Raw genomic sequence first — 15,820 nt, forward strand, 5'->3', positions numbered from 1 at the left:
AAGATGTTGATTAATTTTAGGGTTTATTCATAAGTGACTAAAAATTCCTATAAAAAGCTACTCATGAGTTTTCAATTCTCTGTTCTTTTTACTCTTCTTGCAGTGTTTATGCTGCCTGCATGTGCTATTAAACCTGATATAGACAAAAAGATGTCTGCGGAAGAAGCCTCAACCTTCTATGCGTATGTCTCGGATCGAGTTCGTCGAGAGTATGTTGAGCCCGTAGATAACTTAAAACTTTTAGAAGGTGCTTTAAATGGGATGCTCACAAACCTAGATCCACATTCTGCTTATCTCAACCCTGAGAAATTTGAAGAAATTAACAAACAAACCCAAGGACGCTATGCAGGGGTTGGGTTAGAAATTCTTGTGGAAGAAGGTATCATAAAAGTTGTTTCACCTATTGAAGATTCACCAGCGTACAAGGCAGGAATCCAATCAAACGACTTGATTATCATGATTGATAAAGAACCTGTTTTTGGCTTATCCAGCATTGAAGCCGCAAAGAAAATGTGGGGTGAGCCAGGAACTGCTGTTACACTCAGCATTCGTCGCAAAGATCAAACAGCTTTTGATGTTACTATTAAACGAGATATTATCATCACAAAACCGGTCAAATCCCGTATTGAAGAAAGTAATATTGGGTACCTGCGACTTACAACCTTTAGCGAGTCCTCGGGTAACGACCTTAAAAAAGCAATTGTTGATCTTCAGAATAAGCTCGGTTCAAAGCTTCTTGGTTTTGTTTTAGATTTACGCAATAATGCTGGGGGGCTTTTTGATAGTGCTATTGAAGTTGCAGACATCTTTTTAAATGACGTAGAAATCGTTTCAATTCGTGGCCGTGAACAAAAGAACATCATTCAACGAAATGCTATAAAAGGTGACTTAACGAATGGCCTTCCTTTGGTGGTACTCATCAATGAAGGCTCTGCTTCATCATCAGAAATTGTGGCAGGCGCTCTTCAGGATCATAAACGCGCTATTATTGTAGGCACAAAATCTTGGGGGAAAGGCTCTGTACAGACAGTTTATCCTTTAACAAATGGTGGAGCTATAAAACTGACAACAGCGCTTTTCTATACACCTTCTGGTCGATCTATTCAAAAACAAGGCATCGAACCCGATATTCAAGTAGAACAAAAATCAGATTTAAAATCTCTCGCTCAAGATCAACCTTTTAATGAATCGAGTTTAGCCAAAGCAATTAGCACAAAAGAACCTCTTGATAAAGATCAATCTTCACCACAGAAGCCAGACTCTAATCAAAAGGATGAGTCAAAGATTATTGTAGATAATACTTCTTTAAAAAATGTTGAGGATTTTCAGCTTTTACAGGCCTTAAATATTCTCAAAGCTGGAAGCCTTTATGGTGGTCATATTAAACCTTTAAAAAAGGCCTCTTAGAATTCTATGATGCAAAGTTTTAGAGTAGTCAAATCCTATCTCATACTTTTAGTCATTCTAATTTTTTATGCACCAACAAGCTTGGCGCAAGATCCCCTACCAGTTTCAAAGCAAAAAGAAACAACGTTAAACCTTATCATAAGCAACGTTGGACTATCAGAAAATTTATTGAAAATGGCTTTAGAAAAACTTTCGCCAGAAGTTAGTTTAGCGTTTTATCCTTTAGGAGACGAAACACGTAAACAGATTTCTCAAGCGCAAAAAAAGGGTTTTGAAGTTTTTGTATTGTGTCCTATGGAACCTGTAAACTATCCGCAAAACGATCCAGGTCCTAACGTATTATTGACGGGTATACCATCTGAAGAGAATGTAAAGCGTCTAGAATCTGTCATTAATACTTGTACGAATTGTTCAGGGGTCGTTGGGTTTAAAGGATCTCTCTTTACAATTTCTGAACCAGATCTCAAACCTATTCTTCAATATCTTGACCTCAAAAAGATACATTTTATAGACGATGGATCTACGTCAAGAAGCCTTAGTCCTAAACTCAGCACTAATAGCTCACAAGTAACTTATATTATCAATACGGACAATGAGAAAAATTCTATTCATTCTGTCTTAGCTCAAATTATCCAAGATGCTCCCAGCACAAAAAAAATGACGGCAATCTGTGATGCTAGTTTTCTTTCTATTGAGATTTTGTCTGAATGGGTGAAAACTTTGAAAGATAAAAACATTGTCTTAAAGCACTTTATCAATTCACCCCTTCTTAACAAAAACAATGGACAATAAATTGTATCGTTCTGGCGTTGGAATTATTCTTCTTAATAAAGAAAATAAAGTTTTTGTAGCCAAGCGTTTCGATAACCCTCATGGCCCCTGGCAAATGCCTCAAGGTGGTATCGATGAGGGAGAAATTCCATTAGAAGCCGCTTTAAGAGAGTTATATGAAGAAGTCGGAATTAATAATGTCGATATTCTGAAGGAATCCAAAAACTGGTACTCTTATGACTTCCCCAAAGAGCTTGCAGCAACTCTTTGGCAAGGTAGATATCAAGGACAAAAGCAAAAATGGTTTCTTATGCTATTTTTAGGTCAAGATGAGGATATTGATCTTAACACTCACCATCCGGAATTTTGTGAATGGCAGTGGACAGAAGTTGAAAATCTGCCCTCTCTCGTCATCCCTTTTAAAAAGAGACTCTACGAAGATATTTTAAAAGAATTATTACCCAAAAAACTTTTCAACAAATAAAAAGCATTTTATGGAGTCTTACAAATAGACCTCTAATATATGTTGATCATTTAATTTTTTCAATTCAGCAGGTGCGTTTACAGGAATCAAAAGGTTTTTTTTAAAATGCCCTACTCCTTTTAGACGAAAAACTGGGAATTCTACTTCTTCAGCAAATTCTTTAAGAACCTGCTCTGTCAGATGCGATTCGCGTGGATTGTCCTCGTTCCAAGTAAATTCAGAAAATAAAATTGTTTTCACACCTTTTAATAACCCTGCTTGTCTATAGTGTTCAAGTCTTTCAGCAGTGCGATAAGCGCGTTCATTTACATCTTCAAAAAATAAAATTTTATTTTCCGTTTTTATCTGCCAATTCGTGCCAATACTGCTTTCTATGATTGAAAGATTACCGCCCGTCAGTACAGCATTCAGCTGGACTAAATTTTCAGCTTGTCTATTAAGAGGTTTTATATTTTTATAGGAAAGCTTTGGTTTTTTCCCAAAAATAAAATCTTTAACAAGCGTTAAGGATTCCTCATCTAGATTATTTTCAACGATCTGTTTTATCACAGGTCCATGAAACGTCGTCCATCCCCACTTCTCACTAAGAAAAATATGTAAAGCAGTAATGTCACTAAATCCAATAAGAATTTTGGGGTGTTCAGGAGGAGTCATTTGTTGAAGAGCATTCAATGTGCGGGTCGTTCCATAGCCACCCCCCAAAGACCACACAATCTTCGAATCTTTCGCATATAAGGCTTTTTTAAGAGAGGCGACACGCTTTTCTGTCGTATTCGCATAAAGAAAATGATCGCCAAAAATATCTGCATCTACGCGCGACCGCAGGCCCCAATTTTCTAAAAGGTCGAGGGCTGCTTTTAAAATCTCTGGTTTCTTTGAAGATCCAGGTGAAATAATGTCTATCACATCACCTACTTGAGCAAAGTGTAACTCAAACTTTATTTTTTTGGCGAAAGTTGTCATGAATTGATATCAGTAAGCGTGTGAATGACTTGTTGCTTTGCATAAGCGATACGAAGATCACGACTCAAACGTTCTTTGTCTTCTAAATCGTGAGCAATATCAATCTCTTCACGAATTTTATCAATGAAATCTTCAATTTTAGCGACTCTCAATTCTTCAACTTCAACAATTTCTTCAGCCAGTACTTGGCATCCTTCAGGATTGATATTGGCAAATCCTTCAAAAACAAATATTTGATCAGCTATTTTTTGATCTTGATAAATTTTTATCAACCCAGCTTTTAAAGAAACTATGAAAGGTGAATGATCCCAAAGTACCCCCATTTCTCCATTTTCAGCAGGCAAGATGACCATATCTACCTCACCTTTAAAAAAGACTCTTTCAGGAGAAATAAGAGAAAAGTTGAGTTTATTCATAAGAGCTCCCTAAGCAGCTTCACTCAGCATGCGCTTGCTTTTTTCAAGAGCCTCTTCAATAGTACCTACCATGTAGAAAGCCATTTCTGGTAAATTATCATGTTTGCCTTCAACGATTTCCTTAAATCCTTGAATCGTATCTTTTAGATTTACAAAGACCCCCTTTGTGCCTGTGAATATTTCAGCTACATGCAAAGGTTGTGAGAGAAATCTTTGAATTTTTCGTGCCCTAGATACAACGACTTTATCTTCTTCAGATAGTTCATCCATACCAAGAATAGCAATAATATCTTGCAAAGATTTGTAGGTTTGTAAGATTCTCTGTACATCACGCGCAACTCTATAATGCTCATCCCCTAAAATTACTGCAGATAAAATACGAGACGTAGAATCCAAAGGATCAACAGCAGGATAAATTCCCAATTCCGCAATTTGTCGACTCAATACCGTTGTCGCATCCAAATGGGTAAAAGATGTCGCTGGTGCGGGATCCGTTAAGTCATCAGCAGGCACATAAATAGCCTGTACACTTGTAATCGATCCTTTGGTCGTACTAGTGATACGTTCTTGCAAAGCACCCATTTCTGTTGCCAACGTTGGCTGATACCCCACGGCAGAAGGAATACGCCCTAATAAGGCTGAAACTTCAGCTCCAGCCTGTGTAAAACGGAAGATATTATCGATAAAGAGTAGAACATCTTGACCTTCTTCATCACGAAAATACTCCGCTATCGTTAGCCCTGTTAATCCTACACGTGCACGAGCTCCAGGAGGTTCATTCATTTGCCCATAGACAAGCGTAGCTTTTGACTTATCTCCTTTAAGATCAATAACACCAGATTCAATCATTTCATGGTAGAGATCATTGCCTTCACGCGTACGTTCTCCAACGCCCGCAAAGACTGAGTAACCTCCATGGGCTTTAGCAATGTTATTTATCAGTTCCATAATGATCACAGTCTTACCAACACCTGCACCACCAAAGAGTCCAATTTTACCACCTTTTGAATAAGGTGCGAGAAGATCAATAACCTTAATTCCAGTCACTAAAATCTCAGTTTCAGTGGACTGCTCGATAAAGGTAGGAGCCGGTCGATGGATAGGATATTTTTTCTTTGTATCAATAGCCCCCCGCTCATCAATTGGTTCTCCTATAACATTTAAGATACGTCCAAGCGTCTCTGGGCCTACTGGCACACTGATGGGGTTACCCGTATCAATAACTTTTTGGCCCCTGACTAATCCATCTGTTGAGTCTAAAGCGATGGTTCGCACAGTGTTTTCACCTAGATGCTTTGCCACCTCAAGAACTAGTTTTTGACCATGATTCTCAACTTCAAGAGCGTTCAAAATTGCAGGAAGATGTCCCGGAAAATGCACATCAACCACAGCACCAATTACTTGATCAATGGCGCCTTGACTCACACTACTCTTCATTTTTAACTCCCTTATCTGTACCAATTTAGAGGGCTTCCGCTCCTGAAATAATTTCAATTAGTTCTTTTGTGATGTAAGCTTGACGGGTACGGTTGTACGTAAGCTCAAGATCTTTAATCATATCTTCTGCATTGCGTGTTGCTGAATCCATAGCCGTCATGCGCGCCCCATGTTCACTGGCAGCACTTTCAGATAGTGCTCTAAATATTTGAATGCTAAGATTTTTAGGCAGCAGTTGCTGTAAAAGTTTATCTTCTTTTGGTTCAAATTCATAAAGAGCGTTTGAAGACATCTCAAGTTTTCTATCTTCAGAATGAGCCTTTTTAAAGGGAATAATTTGATCTCGAGTAACTTTTTGAGACAAGGCAGAAATAAATTTATTGTAAATAATAGTACAGTGATCAAAAGCGTCTTTAGAAAATTCATCCACGATTTTCTTTGTTATTTTAACACTATCTCTGAACAGGGGTTTAGCAAAAGCATTCGCTTTTTCAATGATTAAATTACCGTATTTCCGACGCATTTGTTCATAACCTTTACGACCAATACAGAAAATTTTTATTTCTCTGCCAGCTTTTTGTTGTTCTTCAATAAAAGAAGTCGCTGCTCTAACAACTGTATTATTAAAGCCGCCACACAAACCTCGATCCGATGTTAAAACAACAACCAAATGACAAAGATCTTTTCCTGTTCCTACTAAAAGCGGGGGCAAAGAGTCCATGTTTTGAGCACGAGATAGTAAGTTCTCAAAGATATTATTCATACCATCTGCATAAGGACGCGATGTCTGCGCTTGAATTTGAGCATAGCGTAGTTTTGCTGCGGCAATCATCTTCATAGCTGCCGTAATTTTTTTTGTCGACTGTACGCTCTTTTTTCTACTTCTAAGTTCCTTGAGACTCGACATTGTCTTCCTTTAAGCAAAAATCTCTTTGAAATGATCCAAGAAAGCTTTGAATGATTTTTCTGTTGCTTCATTCATTTCACCAGTATCTCTTATTGATGCCAAAATATTTGGTGAATCATTTTTTAAAGCTGCAAGCATTTCTTGTTCAAAACGGCTAATTTCATGCACTGGAACATCATCGAGATACCCTTTAACACCCGCATAAATGACTAGCACCTGCTCTTCATTTGAAACTGGAGAGTATTGTGGTTGTTTTAATAGTTCAGTTAACCGTTCACCGCGTGCTAATAATTTTTGTGTTGATACATCTAAGTCAGAAGCAAATTGAGAAAAGGCTGCCATTTCACGATACTGAGCAAGCTCAAGTTTAATAGAGCCTGCCACTTTTTTCATGGCTTTAAGCTGCGCAGCAGAACCAACACGGCTTACAGAAAGGCCGACGTTAATGGCAGGTCGAATGCCCTTATAGAAAAGATCGCTTTCTAAAAAGATTTGACCATCAGTGATGGAAATCACGTTGGTCGGAATATAAGCCGACACATCCCCTGCTTGAGTTTCAATAATTGGTAACGCTGTTAATGAGCCTCCACCTTGTGCATCATTCATTTTTGCGGCACGTTCAAGCAAGCGAGAGTGCAAATAAAACACATCTCCCGGATATGCTTCACGACCAGGAGGACGTCTTAATAATAAGGACATTTGTCGGTAAGCAACAGCTTGTTTAGAGAGATCATCAAAAATAATCAAAGCATGCATGCCATTATCACGGTAGTACTCCCCAATTGAACATCCGGTATAAGGTGCCAAAAATTGCAAAGGGGCTGGATCTGAAGCTGTGGCTGCAACAACAGTTGTATAGTCCATAGCTCCATGATCTTCTAAAATTTTCACTAATCGCGCAACTGTTGAGCGCTTTTGACCGATGGCGACATAAATACAATAAAGCTTCTTTTTCTCATCACCAGATTCATTGATTTTTTTCTGATTCAAAATAGTATCGATCGCAATAGCAGTTTTACCTGTCTGACGGTCACCAATGATTAATTCACGCTGACCACGTCCGATAGGCACTAATGCATCAATGGCTTTAATACCAGTTTGCATTGGCTCAGAAACACTTTTTCTTGAAATAATCCCAGGGGCTTTTACTTCAACTTTTGCACGTTGGGCTCCCTTTAAATCTCCTTTACCATCAATAGAATTACCAAGCGCATCGACAACGCGCCCCAAAAGCGCCTTACCCACCGGCACATCCACGATACGCCCCGTGCGTTTAACAATATCACCTTCACGAATATTACGATCTTCACCAAACAACACAACACCCACATTATCCTGCTCAAGGTTAAGAGCCATACCTTGAACTGCCCCAGGGAATTCAAGCATTTCACCCGCTTGAACATTTTCAAGTCCATAAACGCGCGCAATACCATCCCCCACTTCCAAAACATGGCCTATTTCAGCAAACTCTGCTTGCATATTATAGTTGGCTATTTTCTTCTTCAGAATACTGGTAACTTCTGCGGCTCTTAATTCCATGGGTTAACCTTCTAATTCGCTTCTTAAGTTATTTAATTGAGCTTTAATGGAAAAATCCGCTTGAAGCGAGTTCAAAGACACCACAAATCCTCCTAAAAGCTCTGGATTTTCTTGATGTTTTAAAAGCACTTGCTTGCCAGTTATTTCCTTTAAAATTAACTGTAAAGAATTCACTTGCTTGTCTTGTAAAGGACTGCTTGATGTCACCTGAGCCATCAAATAGCCTTTTTTTGATTGATAAAGCGCATGAAATTCCTCAATAATATCTGATAATAAATTTAAGCGCCTCTGCTCAGCCAATAAGATGAATAGCTTCAATAGAACTTCGGTGAATTGAGCACTTTCTGCAATTGACTTGAGAACTTCGATAGAGTTTTTTTTGGAAAAAGTCGGATTAGATAAAAAATTCTGGAAATCAGGACTTTCCGATATAAGTTGCCTCAAGCTTTCAAAATCCTTTGAAACCTCATCGAGGGCATTCAACTCATTTGCATAGTCAAACAGCGCTTTACCATAAACTTTTACTGCTCTAGACATCCGCTATGATCCTCTGACAAAATTGCGGATTTGAGCTCATCAAATCAACTTTAATTGGTTCACTCCCTTAAACCTTTATTTTAAAGGCATTAATATCATATTAATCATTCTTCTATCAAGTAACAACATGTTCTCAAATTACCCTAAGAACTATTTTTCTTGATAACACCACAGCATTAGGATATATAGCACTTTCTTTTTTTAAATATAAGTGCATCTTAATAAGAGCTTTACATGTCAAAAATAACAAGAGTATATTTCAAGCAATGAAACATTTCTTAAAAAAAATTTTCTTTATACTTATTCTAAATATTTTAATTTTTGTTCCAACACTCACTTTAGCATCTTATATTAAACGAACAGAATTCTATCCTTTAGAAGATTTAGATGATCAATCGCCTCCTCTTCACATCGTTGCCAAAACTTCTATACAGAAAAAATATCCAGATCATTTTGTTGAATTTGCTGCAGCAACTACTACTAATCCGGAGGATGGATCTAATTTGTTCTTGTACAAAACAACTTCCCCAAGAACATTAAGAAACACTCTTGTTCTTTTCATGTCCCCTGAAAACATTTGCTCATTGCATGACGAAACTATTAATTTTTATGATTTTCTAGACTTCTCTATAACTGAGGAAAACATAGTATGGACCGGTCGTTCAGAGACACAATCGAACAAACTTATGGTTTATAAGTACAATTATAAAGATCATACCAATATATCGATGGATTTAGAAACAGATCTGAGTTTTGATCGTATATTCTTTAATTTTCTTAGAAAAACCGTTGGAGGCGCCTACCGTTACGATAATGGATTTATCAAATTCTTTCTTAAGACAACACAAAAAGGATGGGTTGAAATACAATCTATTCCCTCTGATACTTATCAAATCCCTAAACTTAGTTTTGAGGCTAGTGCTCCCCATAGTGCCCTTTTCCAACATGAAAGCAATCGTCTTATTTACGACATTAATACAGGAGAATCTTTCCCCAGTGTAGGTGCTTTTCCTTTAATTTCCACAAAAAACGCTGTCAGTTTCTCGAGATACGAAGATCCATTCTTTTGTTTTGACGAATTTAAACATGGTAAAAGAAAATGGTTTGGGAGCAGTTTATTTATGCATGTGTTCAATGCGCTCGTGAAAATCCTTGAAATACGCTTAAAAACAAAAGACTTTTATTTTACGCATTTAGAACCAAATGTTTCGTATCCTTGGCAGTTTGAAATTTCTCTCCAAGAAGGAATGGCAATCGCAGGTCAATATACTTTAGAAACCAATGAAATTTCTCTTAGTAGAGAATCTCTTATTTCATTTGATTCTGAGAAATTTTCTCCTCTCGAATACTCTTCGTTTCAATGGACTATTAATCCTTCAAATAAATTTGGGAGGCATAAATTGTCGTCAACAGACCTTTATGACGTTTTTATAGCTAAACCAAAAAAAGGAGAAGCTCCCTACCCCACAGTCCTGATACCTCATGGTGGCCCCCGTGCTCATGATGTTCTTCAAAATGATTTAGAGACTCAGCATCTCACCTCACGAGGATATATGGTAGTCAAAACAAATTTTCCTGGATCAGATGATTCAAAAGAAAATTGGAAACGTGGACATGGTGAATGGGGGCGACAAATGCAAACATACCTCTATGATCTTATGACCCATTTTATTACTCAAGGACTAACCAATCCCGAGAATACCGCTATCTTAGGTTGCAGTTATGGTGGATACACCGCGCTTCTGGGGAGTATGTATAAACCTGATTTACATTCTCCCTTCAAAGGCTTTCAATGTGCAATTTCTCTCTGCGGTATCTCAAATCCTCTATTGCTTCTCGATCAAGTCCCCTTAGACAGCGATAGATCAGATCTAAACAATGTTCTCTCAATTGCTCCAAATTTTCGTTTTGGTGAATCTCTAAACGCGGATGACATCAACGACTTTAAAGCAGTCTCTCCGGTTCATCAAGCGCATCAAGTTAAAATTCCTCTTCTGATGATGCAAGGAGGCCTGGACGTTCAAGTCACACCAAATCACGGAGATCTCATGTCACAAGCATTAAAAGAGGCAGGAATAGCTCACACATATCTCAAATTTCCTCAGGAAGGTCATACGTGGGAAAACAATTTTGTGAAACGTTTGAGTCTCTATTTAATTGAAGCTTTTTTAGGAAAGCATCTCAAAGGTGGGGTTTTTGAACCTCTTGACCCAAACGAAGTTAAAGAAGCAAATTATCAGATTGTTGAGGATAATGGTATCTTTGAATCGCTGTCATCATCTAGCCCCTCTCATTAAAGGAAAGAGAATGACAGGCTATTCTTCCCTATAAAAATGAATAAGGATCAACATCGATAGACAACTTGATACTTGCGGGACAATCAAAACCTTTTAACCAAAATTTCAATAATTTTTGAACACTCAGTTCCTTTGGTCCTTTGATCAAAATGCGCCAACGATGTCGTCCACGAATAACGGCTAAAGGTGCTCGTGCTGGTCCTAAAATTTCAAACTGATCATGGAGAGGCGCCTTTAAAACAAATGATCTGGCCGTTCTCTCAACAAGAAGTCCATCAGTGCCTGAAAAAACGACAGCAACAAGGCGTCCATAGGGAGGCATATGAAAAAGCTTTCTGCTTTCTTGTTCAAACGCAATAAACTTATCGCGATCGTGCTCAAGCAGAGCCTGCATGACAGGATGTTCTGGTTGGTAAGTTTGAATTACAACACTTCCCTTATATTCCGCACGCCCAGCTCTTCCTGAAACTTGATGAAGGAGCTGAAAAGTCTTTTCGCTGGCTCTTAAATCTCCTCCTGCCAACCCCAAATCTGCGTCTATGACACCAACAAGCGTCAGTTTAGGGAAATGGTGACCTTTGGCCATCATTTGAGTACCTATCACTATGTCAACTTCATGTTGCTGAATTTTTGCAATTGCCTCATTCAACATTTTCGATGTCGTTACTCGATCGCTCGCCATAATTAAGCATCGCAAATTAGGAAAACGTTTCTTGATCTCCTCTTCTAATCGTTCAACACCGGGGCCACAAGCAACAAAGTCTTCTTCTGCACTGCAGGCATCACAACTCTTTAGAATGTTCGCAGTATGGCCACAATGATGGCATTCCATCCGAGGCGGTTTCTTATGCTCCACGAGCCAAGCCGTACAATGAGGACAAGTAACTCTGGCTCCACATTTTCGACACAAAGTAAGAGGCGCATATCCACGTCGATTTAAAAATAGCAAAACCTGCTCACTTCGCTCTACTGTTTGTTTTATAGCTTCTGATAGGGTAGAAGAAAGCCAATTGTGATTACCTCTTGTACCTTCAGTACGCATATCAACGGTTGTAATACTTGGGAAACAAGCATCACCAAACCGTTCAGGCAAGTAAAATCTCTTATATCGATGACGTTCACAATTATCGATTGTTTCAAGAGATGGCGTAGCTGATGCCAAAAGAATTGGGATCTGTTCCATATGAGCACGCGCAATTGCCATATCTCGCGCATGATAGATCACTCCTTCTTCTTGCTTAAAAGCCTGTTCATGCTCCTCATCTACTACAATCATCTTTAAATTTGCATAGGGCAAAAACAGGGCTGATCGCGCGCCAACGACTACTTGAGCTTCTCCCCGTTGAATTGCAAGCCAAGTCTCTCGACGTTGAGCAGGTGTTAAGTCAGAATGCCATTGTGCAGGCTCCACACCAAAACGTTCTTTAAACCGTTGGAACCATTGAGGGCCTAAAGAAATTTCAGGTAAAAGAATGAGTACTTGTCCTCCATCAGACAATTTCTCGGCAATAATTTCAAAATATACTTCTGTTTTACCTGACCCCGTTACACCATCGATCAAAGAAACACTATAAGGTTGTGCGTTAATATATTGTTTAATTTCAACGACAACTCTTTCCTGATCTTCAGAAAGATCAGGGGATCTATATGAAAAATTGTTAGAAAATTGAAATTTTTTACGCGCTCTTTTAGGTTCATTGAACACAGCGGGAAGATTCATGACCATTTTAAGAACAGCACCTCTGGGCGCCACGATATAGTCTGCTACCCACTCAATATACTGTCTCATCAAATCAGACAGGGGGGGGAGAGTAGATTTTGCAATCACTGTTTTAACATTACTTTCAAATACAGCTTGCTGAGACCAAACAACTCCCCACAATTTCTTTTTACCAAAAGGTACTTGAACAAAATCCCCTAAACAAAGAGGTTGTTCAGTTGTATAATCAAAGGAGTTATCAAGGGGAACAGGCAACAAAACTTGTATTCTGCCTTGAAATGTTTCCTTTTGGCTATTCACCTTGGTATACTCCGTTTATCAAATCGTTTATATAGATCTATAGAAAGTCCACAAAGGAGGGAACATGAAATTTTTCCTTGATAGCGCTGATGTAAAGGAAATCAAAGAATTAGCTGAAACTGGCTTAATCGATGGTATAACAACTAATCCTACACTGATAGCAAAAGAAGGCAAAGACTTTAAAAAAGTGATTGCTGAGATCTGCTCATTCATTCCAGGACCAGTAAGCGCCGAAGTAACCAGCACTGACGTTAAAGAAATGATCCAAGAAGGCCATACTTTAGCACGACTTGCCAATAACGTAGCCATTAAAGTGCCTTTGACTTTTGATGGGTTGAAAGCTTGTAAAGCTCTCAGCGATGAAGGCATTGTAGTGAATGTTACCTTATGTTTTTCAGCAGCTCAAGCTTTATTAGCTGCAAAAGCCGGAGCAACATTCATTTCTCCATTTATGGGTCGTCTAGATGATATTGGTCATAATGGGCTCGAACTCATTCATGAGATTTGCCATATTTATGGGAACTACCCTAATCTGACAACTGAGGTCCTAGCGGCATCTATACGTCATCCTCTTCATATTATTGATGTTGCAAAAGCAGGCGCCGATGTAGCAACTATTCCACCTAAAATATTTAAACAACTTTATCAACACCCATTAACTGACAAAGGATTAGAATCCTTTTTAAAAGACTGGAAAGCTACAGGACAAAAGATTATCTAACGATGTTGAACCCTCGTAATGAGCTTGAAGAAACGTTTTTTGGTCAAAGCCTGAAAAGGGAAAGCTTCGAGCTTATTAAGGAATGGCATAAATTTTTATGCATTCAAAAAAATTATTCAAACCATACTGTAAAAAATTATTTTCACGATCTAAAAGCTTTTTTCCTTTTTCTCAACCACTATTTGGGAGTCCCTATCGCTAAAAGAGACTTACAGGAATTGACCATAAAGGACTTTAGAGCTTACCTTGCTCAACAAGCCTTAAAAAATATTGGTGCACGCAGCAACCAGCGTATGCTGTCCTGCCTGCGTAGTTTTTATCGTTATTTAAAAAAGCATCATCAAATCGATAATCAAGCTATCTTTCGGATTTCTTCCCCACGCCTTACACAAACTTTACCACGCCCTCTAAAACAAACAGATGCTCTAGAAATGATGCAAACAACCGTGGAAGAAAATCAAGAAAGATGGATGAATTTACGAGATCAAGCACTATTCATACTTCTCTATGGCGCCGGACTACGTTTGTCAGAAGCGCTTGCTCTGACTCTTCAAGATATGATGTCTCAACCACAATCTCTCATGATTAAAGGCAAAGGTAAAAAAGAACGACTCATCCCTCTTCACCCAGAAGTTATTGAAAAAGTCAGCGATTATATTGAAGTTCATCCTCAAAAATTCGAGCCCAAATCTCCTCTCTTTATAGGACAGCAAGGAGCTCAACTCAATCCAGGTGTCGCCCAACGACAAATGAGGAGGTTACGAATATTATTGGGGCTTTCCGATACAATAACGCCTCATAGTCTACGTCATAGTTTTGCAACACACCTCTTGGCATCAGGCGCCGATTTACGCTCAATTCAAGAGCTGCTAGGTCACTCTAGTCTATCCACGACCCAAAAATACACAGAGATCACAAACGACAGTCTCCTAGAAATCTACAAAAAAACTCACCCCTCAGCTCAGAATTAATCACTCGAATACGATGGATTCTCTTCATCGTGATATTGTATTGAACTCGTAGGGTTAGGAGACTTCTTCCTTTTTTCAGCGCTCTTCTCATCATCATCTTCTTCTCCTACTTCTATAATCGTATCTCTACCTTCTTGACTAGGACTCATAATCCTAAGAGAACTCATCCTCATAGAAAGCATCCCTTCATCATCTCCTTCATCATCACTGTCTTTAAACTTTGAAGATCTTGCTTTACTTCTATGATCCCCCTCCATTTTTAAATGAGACTTTTCTACACGTGGTTCTTTTCTTTTTTTACGCTGTCTTAAAGACATAGTTGTTTTTTCTTCGAAATCATCATCAAGAGTCCATTTGTCCAACGTATCCACAAGTTCTCTAAAAAGAACAGTTTGCTTTTTTCTGGGATATTGAGAACCTGTTGCTACTAATTGTTCACAAAGACCTGTTAAAGCCGGAGAACTAAGGCTCTTTCTTAATTTTGGCTTCTCTTCTTCTGTTATATCATCTTCAAGTTCATCTTCCCGCATGCCCACCTTATGAGGATCTTGTCGATCATTAATCGATATAATAACGTCATTGATATCGGCTGCAGTGCAAAAGATTACTTCATATCCTCCATTCCTATCGAGTAATAAACTTAAGTATTTTGGATCTTGAAAGCGTGTGATAAAAACACGTTTATCTGCTACCCAAGACCGCACATTTTCGGTCAACTCAGTTCTTAATCGGCTTTCTGCATTACTAGGATTCACTCCGCCAATTAATTTAATCATGTCATAGACTTCTTTAAGAGCTTGAAAGCCTTCATCTCTTGGATCAGTAGAAATTCCCTTCGCTAATTTCAATTCACGAATAAGAACCTGAGAAGTACGTTCATCTTCTAAACCAAATGGCGTTCGAAAGATAAATTTATAGGTTCCTACAGTATAAATTCCTCCTTTTATCGTGGCTTCGTATTCATACTGGTCTTTAAGACCATTCAAAAGATTCAACACTTTCCTCAACGCTAAAATCATGTCACCATCTATGTTGACGTCTCGAAGCAATTTATCTTCTTTTTTACGACAACAGCAGCAAAACATATTTCGAGCACAATTTGCCGCTGTCCCATCTTGCACCCGGGCATAGGCCCAAGGAGCAAACGTATTAATTCCCCAATTCGCTATTGTCGTCACAATAGAAGAAGCAACCACTGCATACCAAACTTGACTACTGCCATCGGCACTTGAATCATCACCTGGGATCGTTGAGTTAGTCGCTTGTAAAGGTATACTTACAAACAATATAAAAATTATTATTAGATTACGTATTTTTCTCATGAGTCCTCCAAAAATCATTAAATTTTGG

14 protein-coding genes are annotated in these 15,820 nt (G+C 38.5%); 6 read left to right on the forward strand and 8 right to left on the reverse strand.

Annotation, left to right across the window (positions count from 1 at the left end; genetic code table 11):
- Nucleotides 1-33: 33 nt before the first annotated feature.
- Genes GQ61_RS02785 through GQ61_RS02795 form a run of 3 tightly spaced genes read left to right on the forward strand, consistent with a single transcriptional unit; the run spans nt 34 to nt 2,662 of the window.
- A complete protein-coding gene (locus GQ61_RS02785) occupies nt 34-1,407 on the forward strand; it encodes a S41 family peptidase (RefSeq protein ID WP_085783838.1) in 1,374 nt (457 codons plus the stop codon).
- Between the two features lie 6 nt (nt 1,408-1,413).
- Nucleotides 1,414-2,199: a divergent polysaccharide deacetylase family protein gene (locus GQ61_RS02790; RefSeq protein ID WP_085783839.1), complete on the forward strand. Its 786-nt coding sequence runs from the start codon at nt 1,414-1,416 to the stop codon at nt 2,197-2,199.
- Nucleotides 2,189-2,662 carry an RNA pyrophosphohydrolase gene (locus GQ61_RS02795; RefSeq protein WP_085783840.1) on the forward strand — a complete coding sequence of 158 codons (474 nt, stop codon included), beginning with the start codon at nt 2,189-2,191 and terminating at the stop codon, nt 2,660-2,662. The genes GQ61_RS02790 and GQ61_RS02795 overlap by 11 nt, the downstream gene beginning before the upstream one ends.
- 18 nt (nt 2,663-2,680) lie before the next feature.
- Here the strand turns inward: GQ61_RS02795 and GQ61_RS02800 are convergent, their stop codons facing one another.
- The 6 genes from GQ61_RS02800 to atpH are packed head-to-tail and all read right to left on the reverse strand — an operon-like array spanning nt 2,681 to nt 8,461.
- A complete protein-coding gene (locus GQ61_RS02800; protein ID WP_085783841.1) occupies nt 2,681-3,625 on the reverse strand; it encodes a S66 peptidase family protein in 945 nt (314 codons plus the stop codon).
- Nucleotides 3,622-4,041 carry an ATP synthase F1 subunit epsilon gene (gene atpC / locus GQ61_RS02805; protein WP_085783842.1) on the reverse strand — a complete coding sequence of 140 codons (420 nt, stop codon included), beginning with the start codon at nt 4,039-4,041 and terminating at the stop codon, nt 3,622-3,624. The genes GQ61_RS02800 and atpC overlap by 4 nt, the downstream gene beginning before the upstream one ends.
- 9 nt (nt 4,042-4,050) lie before the next feature.
- Nucleotides 4,051-5,478 (reverse strand): F0F1 ATP synthase subunit beta, encoded by a 1,428-nt coding sequence (gene atpD / locus GQ61_RS02810; RefSeq protein ID WP_085783843.1) that lies wholly within the window; start codon nt 5,476-5,478, stop codon nt 4,051-4,053.
- A 25-nt stretch (nt 5,479-5,503) separates the two neighbouring features.
- A complete protein-coding gene (locus GQ61_RS02815) occupies nt 5,504-6,385 on the reverse strand; it encodes a F0F1 ATP synthase subunit gamma (protein ID WP_085783844.1) in 882 nt (293 codons plus the stop codon).
- A gap of 9 nt (nt 6,386-6,394) precedes the next feature.
- Nucleotides 6,395-7,924, reverse strand: a complete 1,530-nt coding sequence (gene atpA, locus GQ61_RS02820) for a F0F1 ATP synthase subunit alpha (RefSeq protein WP_085783845.1) — start codon at nt 7,922-7,924, stop codon at nt 6,395-6,397.
- A gap of 3 nt (nt 7,925-7,927) precedes the next feature.
- Nucleotides 7,928-8,461 carry an ATP synthase F1 subunit delta gene (gene atpH, locus GQ61_RS02825; protein ID WP_085783846.1) on the reverse strand — a complete coding sequence of 178 codons (534 nt, stop codon included), beginning with the start codon at nt 8,459-8,461 and terminating at the stop codon, nt 7,928-7,930.
- A 266-nt stretch (nt 8,462-8,727) separates the two neighbouring features.
- On the opposite strand from atpH, the gene GQ61_RS02830 reads away from it, so the two are divergent.
- Nucleotides 8,728-10,758 (forward strand): alpha/beta hydrolase family protein, encoded by a 2,031-nt coding sequence (locus tag GQ61_RS02830; RefSeq protein ID WP_085783847.1) that lies wholly within the window; start codon nt 8,728-8,730, stop codon nt 10,756-10,758.
- A 28-nt stretch (nt 10,759-10,786) separates the two neighbouring features.
- Here GQ61_RS02830 and priA read toward each other — a convergent pair whose 3' ends face one another.
- The gene (priA, locus tag GQ61_RS02835) at nt 10,787-12,778 is read right to left on the reverse strand and encodes a replication restart helicase PriA (RefSeq protein WP_198157384.1); all 1,992 of its coding nucleotides are present in this window, start codon (nt 12,776-12,778) and stop codon (nt 10,787-10,789) included.
- A gap of 64 nt (nt 12,779-12,842) precedes the next feature.
- Here priA and fsa point away from each other — a divergent pair, with 64 nt between their 5' ends.
- Both fsa and GQ61_RS02845 read left to right on the forward strand, forming a co-directional pair.
- Nucleotides 12,843-13,499 carry a fructose-6-phosphate aldolase gene (gene fsa / locus GQ61_RS02840; protein ID WP_085783848.1) on the forward strand — a complete coding sequence of 219 codons (657 nt, stop codon included), beginning with the start codon at nt 12,843-12,845 and terminating at the stop codon, nt 13,497-13,499.
- A 2-nt stretch (nt 13,500-13,501) separates the two neighbouring features.
- A complete protein-coding gene (locus tag GQ61_RS02845) occupies nt 13,502-14,470 on the forward strand; it encodes a tyrosine recombinase XerC (protein WP_085783849.1) in 969 nt (322 codons plus the stop codon).
- On the opposite strand, the gene GQ61_RS02850 is transcribed toward GQ61_RS02845, so the two are convergent.
- Complete coding sequence (locus GQ61_RS02850) at nt 14,467-15,792, reverse strand: hypothetical protein (protein WP_085783850.1); 1,326 nt, start codon at nt 15,790-15,792, stop codon at nt 14,467-14,469. The genes GQ61_RS02845 and GQ61_RS02850 overlap by 4 nt on opposite strands.
- Nucleotides 15,793-15,820 lie beyond the last annotated feature (28 nt).

Source organism: Candidatus Nucleicultrix amoebiphila FS5 (genome assembly GCF_002117145.1).
Classification (GTDB): Bacteria; Pseudomonadota; Alphaproteobacteria; order Caedimonadales; family Nucleicultricaceae; genus Nucleicultrix; species Nucleicultrix amoebiphila.

Bases quoted from the DNA above. Each gene is read 5' to 3' on its own strand.
- GQ61_RS02790 (WP_085783839.1), top strand. From the start codon at position 1,414: ATGATGCAAAGTTTTAGAGTAGTCAAATCCTATCTCATACTTTTAGTC.
- GQ61_RS02795 (WP_085783840.1), top strand. From the start codon at position 2,189: ATGGACAATAAATTGTATCGTTCTGGCGTTGGAATTATTCTTCTTAAT.
- GQ61_RS02800 (WP_085783841.1), bottom strand. From the start codon at position 3,625: ATGACAACTTTCGCCAAAAAAATAAAGTTTGAGTTACACTTTGCTCAA.
- atpC (WP_085783842.1), bottom strand. From the start codon at position 4,041: ATGAATAAACTCAACTTTTCTCTTATTTCTCCTGAAAGAGTCTTTTTT.
- atpD (WP_085783843.1), bottom strand. From the start codon at position 5,478: ATGAAGAGTAGTGTGAGTCAAGGCGCCATTGATCAAGTAATTGGTGCT.
- GQ61_RS02815 (WP_085783844.1), bottom strand. From the start codon at position 6,385: ATGTCGAGTCTCAAGGAACTTAGAAGTAGAAAAAAGAGCGTACAGTCG.
- atpA (WP_085783845.1), bottom strand. From the start codon at position 7,924: ATGGAATTAAGAGCCGCAGAAGTTACCAGTATTCTGAAGAAGAAAATA.
- atpH (WP_085783846.1), bottom strand. From the start codon at position 8,461: ATGTCTAGAGCAGTAAAAGTTTATGGTAAAGCGCTGTTTGACTATGCA.
- GQ61_RS02830 (WP_085783847.1), top strand. From the start codon at position 8,728: ATGAAACATTTCTTAAAAAAAATTTTCTTTATACTTATTCTAAATATT.
- fsa (WP_085783848.1), top strand. From the start codon at position 12,843: ATGAAATTTTTCCTTGATAGCGCTGATGTAAAGGAAATCAAAGAATTA.
- GQ61_RS02845 (WP_085783849.1), top strand. From the start codon at position 13,502: ATGTTGAACCCTCGTAATGAGCTTGAAGAAACGTTTTTTGGTCAAAGC.
- GQ61_RS02850 (WP_085783850.1), bottom strand. From the start codon at position 15,792: ATGAGAAAAATACGTAATCTAATAATAATTTTTATATTGTTTGTAAGT.